Raw genomic sequence first — 4,349 nt, 5'->3', positions numbered from 1 at the left:
TCCGGCGAATTCGTTCAGCACAGACGGCCCGGTTTCGAAACCTCGAAGCGCCTGCTCGCCAAAAACTGTGCTCCGCGGAATTGGTGGCTTTTGTGCATTTTACCGGTCAGAAAGGATCAATATTGTTGGGTCGGCGGCGCTGGAGGCTGCAGGCTGCAGAAGGCTCAAGCACTGCAACTATCTGACTGCGAACCATTATTCGTCTAAGGTGGAACGGTGTTCTTGTGCAGACACAGCAGGTGCCAATTGCGATCGGAACTCGAATCTTATGACCCATGGTCCCCAGACGTCGGCCATGCGCCGCTACGAAATTGTCGTTGACCTTATCAAGCGCCGCATTCGCACAGGGACTCTGAGGGTCGGTGATCGCCTGCCGTCCGTCCGGCAGTTAAGCGAAGATACCGGTTATAGTCCGATGACAGTGCATCATGCATACGAGCTCCTGGAGGCTGAGGGTGTTTGCGACGCCCGGCCCCGGTCGGGCTTTTATGTCGTCGGTTTGCCGGTGCCAATGACGGGCTCAGGCGGCCACGATGACGATGGAGAGACCGTTCAAAATCTGCCTGAGGCTTTGCTCCATATTTGTTATTCAAATGAGCTTGGCGCTTTCGGCAGCTTCTACCCAAGTCCGGACTTATTCGACCGCAGCGAGATAGACCGCCTGTTGCGCCAGCTCTTGCGGCAAGGCGAGAGCAGGCTCGTTGGGTGCGATTCACCACAAGGTGACGTGCTGCTGCGACATGAAATTTCGCGCCGCGTCTCAAAGCGAGGATGCGTCGTAACGCAGGGGGAAATAATTGTCGGCAACACGGGTATGTCGTGTTTCGACATGTGCCTCAATGCATTTACAAAGCCAGGAGACGTCGTTCTTGTCGAAAGTCCTTCTTATCTTCCAATGCTGGCCGGATTGAACCGCAAAAGCCTCTCCGTGGTGGAAATTTATTCTCACCCGCGCTCTGGCATCAATCCCGAACAATTCCTGCATCTTGTCCGCTCGAATTCCATTCGCGTGGCATTGCTGATGGGCTCCCACCACTATCCCACAGGCGTGACCTATTCTGAACAAACTATGCGCCGTGTCGTGGAAATTGCTCGCCAACACCAGGTGCTTATCCTCGAAAATGACATGTTCAGCGACCTGAACTACAATGGCAGCAGACAGCCTTCGTTTAAACAACACGATCCGTCCGATATCGTGGTTCAATTCGGGAGTTTCATGGCCTCGCTCCCGCCAGCGTATGGATTTGGTTGGATCATTGCCGGGACCCACACACGACGTTTGATGATCCATCAGTATACACATGGACTGAACAGCGGTGATGGTATCGTCCAGCGCGCGATCGCCACGTTTCTGGCTGTCCGTAGTCAGGATCGACATTTGAGGCAGTTGCGCGGCACACTTGCCGCGAGGATGCAACGGGGCCTTGAGCTAATCGCAAAATATTTCCCCAGTGAATGTGTTGTATCGCCTCCCGCCGGTGGGTTTATGTGCTGGGTGCGAGGACCAGTCGGCTTCGATGCTACAGACGCTTTGCTTCAGGCAATACAATCCGACTTCAGTTTTCTTCCAGGTCCTATCTTCTCAATCGAGGCCTCCTTCCGAAATTTCGTAGCGCTCAACTTCTCGTTCCCATGGACCCCTCAGAACGAGACTTTTTTGGCGAAATTGGGAGAGATGATGCACCGGACAATCGGACGGTGATGACCATCAGACCGTAGGTCTGACTGCGCAGTCAAGCCGAAGATTAGCCAGCTCCCTTTGGGGAACGTGGATGGCGGCAAAACTTGAGATCGTCTCAATGCGGTCCGGCCCGAACGGCTGGGGCCAGGGCCATCCTGACTAAGCGAGGAAAGGGCAAGCGGGTAGCTGCGCATCAGCGCCGCTGCGGTGGCGCCCGTTTCGGAACCGATCCGGACCACATGCCTAGTTCGCACCGCCGCTACGCGGATGGTCGCCGGTCGGTCCACAGACCGAGGGGCTCGTCATCGCCATCCTTGCCAGCCGGGCGCATCCGGAACAGGGATTCAGAACATGCCTCGGCGTTCTCAAAGTCGACACGGCGCAGGCAGAAGCCGTTTCGGCCCGGAACGGGAGGCGACAACGCGCCGTCAGAAGCGCTTCGAGGCCAGAGCGCGAGCCGCCAGACTACGTCATAACGCCCAGATCGAGAACGCGATTTCCGTGCCACTCGCGGTCTCGATCGCACTCTCTTCATGAAGCTGGGAAGATGCGACTGGATCAGACAGCGCCATAGCCCGCTCCTGATCGGCGCCGCCGATCTCATGACATAACACCTGCCTCCTATGTTATTGAAAAATCTGGTCTGTTGATCTTGCGATGTGATATTGGACCTTATCCGCCCTGCCGGAATGGTCCGGATATCGGCTCGCTCGATATCTTCGTGACGGATGATCCAGGGCGTGCCCTTGGAATACTGCTCCGCCTTCAGATTACCGGTTCGGATCATGCGCAGCACGGCCATTGGCCGCAGGCCGAGCTTCGCAGCCGTTTCCTGCAGGGTATACTCGCCGCGCTTGGCCCGTTCGTTCTTTTTTTTCGACGGCGATATCATGCTGGTTGCGGAAGGTGCAAACGCGTGACTGCGTACAGGGTGCGGATCAGCTCGTCGATGTCCGGCTTGGCGCCCCAGCGGTGATGGCCTGTCTTGTTCTTCCGAACCGAAAGCGCGGTATGGTCGCCGCCCTGCCAATGCACCAGCATTTTGATCTGGTTGTCCTCGATGGCGACGACGATCTCGCGGATCACGGTCCCGATGATTCGCTTGCGCGTCATGGTGGTGGCGTTGGCATGATGCCACGCCAGTTCCAGACCACGCAGATTCTTCGGCACCCCGATAACAGTCCGGCCGGCGTCGGGAAGAGCGCTGGCCTGCGCGCTCGGCCAAAAGGCAAGCCGCGTAGACCTGTCAGTCGCATACCACCGTTTGCCGCGCCTCTTCGCAACGCTCGCCCTTGCCCGCGGAGACGGCCATTACGGGAAGCTGCTCAAGAGCCTGGCCAAGACCGACTTGCTTAGACGATTGGGCGCCGGAGAAGCTCACGGCGAACAACGCCGCGATCTCCTGGAAATCGTCGACGATCGCTATGAGAGCGTTCCACCATCGTCACAAGTCAAATTCCCGTGGATCACTGGTATGACATGATCGGCAATCCCACCATCGCCGATGCCGTTCACGACCGCCTTGCTCATAACACCTATCGCATCGAACTTTCCGGCGAAAGCATGCGCAAGCACAAAGTCCTGCCAGTCACAGACGCAACTCCCGATTGACCGAAACGGCTTCGTCGACAAATATCAAAAAAGACGCAGAGGCGCTCTAAGCTGTCAGGCTTCCTCCAGGACGGACGGATCGAAGTCGATAGCGCGTTCGCTCAAACCAAATTTGCCTGACGAGGAAGAATAGCCTCTTCGCCGGATCCGCCTGCGGGGCGAGACATGGGGCTCAACTCGGCACGGCTCAATGGTCGCGGTCCCGAAACCTGGCTCGCCGACGTGCTCGAGCAGATCGTCTCCGGTTCCATTCCGGTCAATTGGCTCGACGAGCTCTTGCGGTGGAATTGGAAGGCAGACCGGGAGCACGGGGCAAATGGAGGGTGTGGCGGCAGATCGCTCGTTCGGTCAAAGGGGCCCGTCGCCGCTCGGTCCGCCGCGGCTTCCTCGCTTCCGCCTTCGCGCCTGATGCTGGACGATGCCACCTTTTGAGGCGTTCCTGTACAAGCGGTGGCCGAATCCGCCGGTCTTCAGGCCGGTCTTCAGCATGGATGGGCTTGACGGCTATCTGACCGCGAAGTTCCGTGCTGAATTCCCCTCGGCGCCGCGAACATGCGCCGTGTCGATGCTGATAACAAACTCTTTCCGGCGATCGCCAGGAAGCTGCATTTCGAGCTGCCGTCGTTCATCGGCCTGCAATCTTGCTCGCCGGGTTTCTTCAATGATCTGGCCATTAAGCCCTTCGCAAATCGGGGCAGATTGCCTTGAGCGAAGCGAATGCGCCGTCCATTCCCGGATGGCAATCCCGACACAGCATCCATCTTGGATTGCGAACCTGCTCCTCGCTCTTATGGATGCGGACTTCTTGACCACAAAGGTATGTCCATTCCATCGCTTTCAACGCCTCCTTGAACAAAGTGACCGTGATGGCCGATCGGCGCTAACAAATGGTATCCGCACTGACCCCGGAGAAATTGCCGGTGTCCATCTGTAGTGGTTCACTTTCACCAAATCTGTCTATTCAAATATCAATGGAGCGGGCCTATCCAAGCCAATATGGCTACTCGGATGGTTCCGTCTCGTTTTCTCATAGGGAGGGAAAATGGCTAAGCATGTG

General features: G+C 57.3%; 4 protein-coding genes and 2 pseudogenes. 5 read left to right on the top strand and 1 reads right to left on the bottom strand.

Translation table 11 applies throughout. The features are described 5' to 3' along the window. Together DH10_RS18500 and DH10_RS37100 are read left to right on the top strand one after the other, a co-directional pair. A partial coding sequence (locus tag DH10_RS18500; protein WP_210327830.1) for an aminotransferase-like domain-containing protein occupies window positions 1–1,702 on the top strand: 1,702 nt, incomplete at its 5' end. Window positions 1,703–2,086: 384 nt separating this feature from the next. Continuing rightward, window positions 2,087–2,277 (top strand): annotated as a pseudogene (locus tag DH10_RS37100) (ATP-binding protein); the annotation flags it as partial. 292 nt (window positions 2,278–2,569) lie between these two features. On the opposite strand, the gene DH10_RS37095 reads toward DH10_RS37100, so the two are convergent. Next, on the bottom strand, window positions 2,570–2,851 hold the full coding sequence (locus DH10_RS37095; RefSeq protein ID WP_192385218.1) for a hypothetical protein: 282 nt from the start codon (window positions 2,849–2,851) through the stop codon (window positions 2,570–2,572). 4 nt (window positions 2,852–2,855) lie between these two features. Between DH10_RS37095 and DH10_RS18490 the strand changes: the two are divergent. The 3 genes and pseudogenes from DH10_RS18490 to DH10_RS18480 all read left to right on the top strand — a co-directional run bounded on the left by DH10_RS18490 (window position 2,856) and on the right by DH10_RS18480 (window position 4,000). Continuing rightward, a pseudogene (locus DH10_RS18490) lies at window positions 2,856–3,292 on the top strand (ATP-binding protein). Window positions 3,293–3,457: 165 nt separating this feature from the next. After that, window positions 3,458–3,724 carry a transposase domain-containing protein gene (locus tag DH10_RS38240; protein ID WP_192385216.1) on the top strand — a complete coding sequence of 89 codons (267 nt, stop codon included), beginning with the start codon at window positions 3,458–3,460 and terminating at the stop codon, window positions 3,722–3,724. Between the two features lie 120 nt (window positions 3,725–3,844). Continuing rightward, a complete protein-coding gene (locus tag DH10_RS18480; protein WP_192385215.1) occupies window positions 3,845–4,000 on the top strand; it encodes a hypothetical protein in 156 nt (51 codons plus the stop codon). The last annotated feature ends 349 nt before the right edge of the window (window positions 4,001–4,349 follow it).

The organism is Mesorhizobium silamurunense, assembly GCF_014843825.1.
Classification (GTDB): domain Bacteria; phylum Pseudomonadota; class Alphaproteobacteria; order Rhizobiales; family Rhizobiaceae; genus Mesorhizobium; species Mesorhizobium silamurunense.
Note: the sequence above shows the minus strand (reverse complement) of the source record. Positions and strands in the feature narration are given on the sequence as shown.